Raw genomic sequence first — 239 nt, 5'->3', positions numbered from 1 at the left:
AAATACGTTAATACAGAAACAGGTGACGTCTTCGTTAAGAATAACGGCAACTGGGAAAAAGAAGGCAACATCAAAGGACCTAAGGGTGATAAAGGTGAACAAGGTCTTCAAGGTCGTGATGGTCAAGACGGAGCACAAGGTTTACCAGGACGTGACGGACGAGATGGCGCAGCAGGTCGTGACGGACGAGATGGACGCGACGGTAAAGACGTCTTGAACGGCAAAGTTAACCCAGAAGC

General features: G+C 49.0%; 1 pseudogene. It reads left to right on the top strand.

Annotation, left to right across the window (positions count from 1 at the left end):
- Nucleotides 1-239 (top strand): annotated as a pseudogene (locus tag N8M16_RS10150) (hypothetical protein); the annotation flags it as partial.

The organism is Streptococcus mitis, assembly GCF_946188375.1.
GTDB lineage: Bacteria > Bacillota > Bacilli > Lactobacillales > Streptococcaceae > Streptococcus > Streptococcus mitis_CX.
Note: the sequence above shows the minus strand (reverse complement) of the source record. Positions and strands in the feature narration are given on the sequence as shown.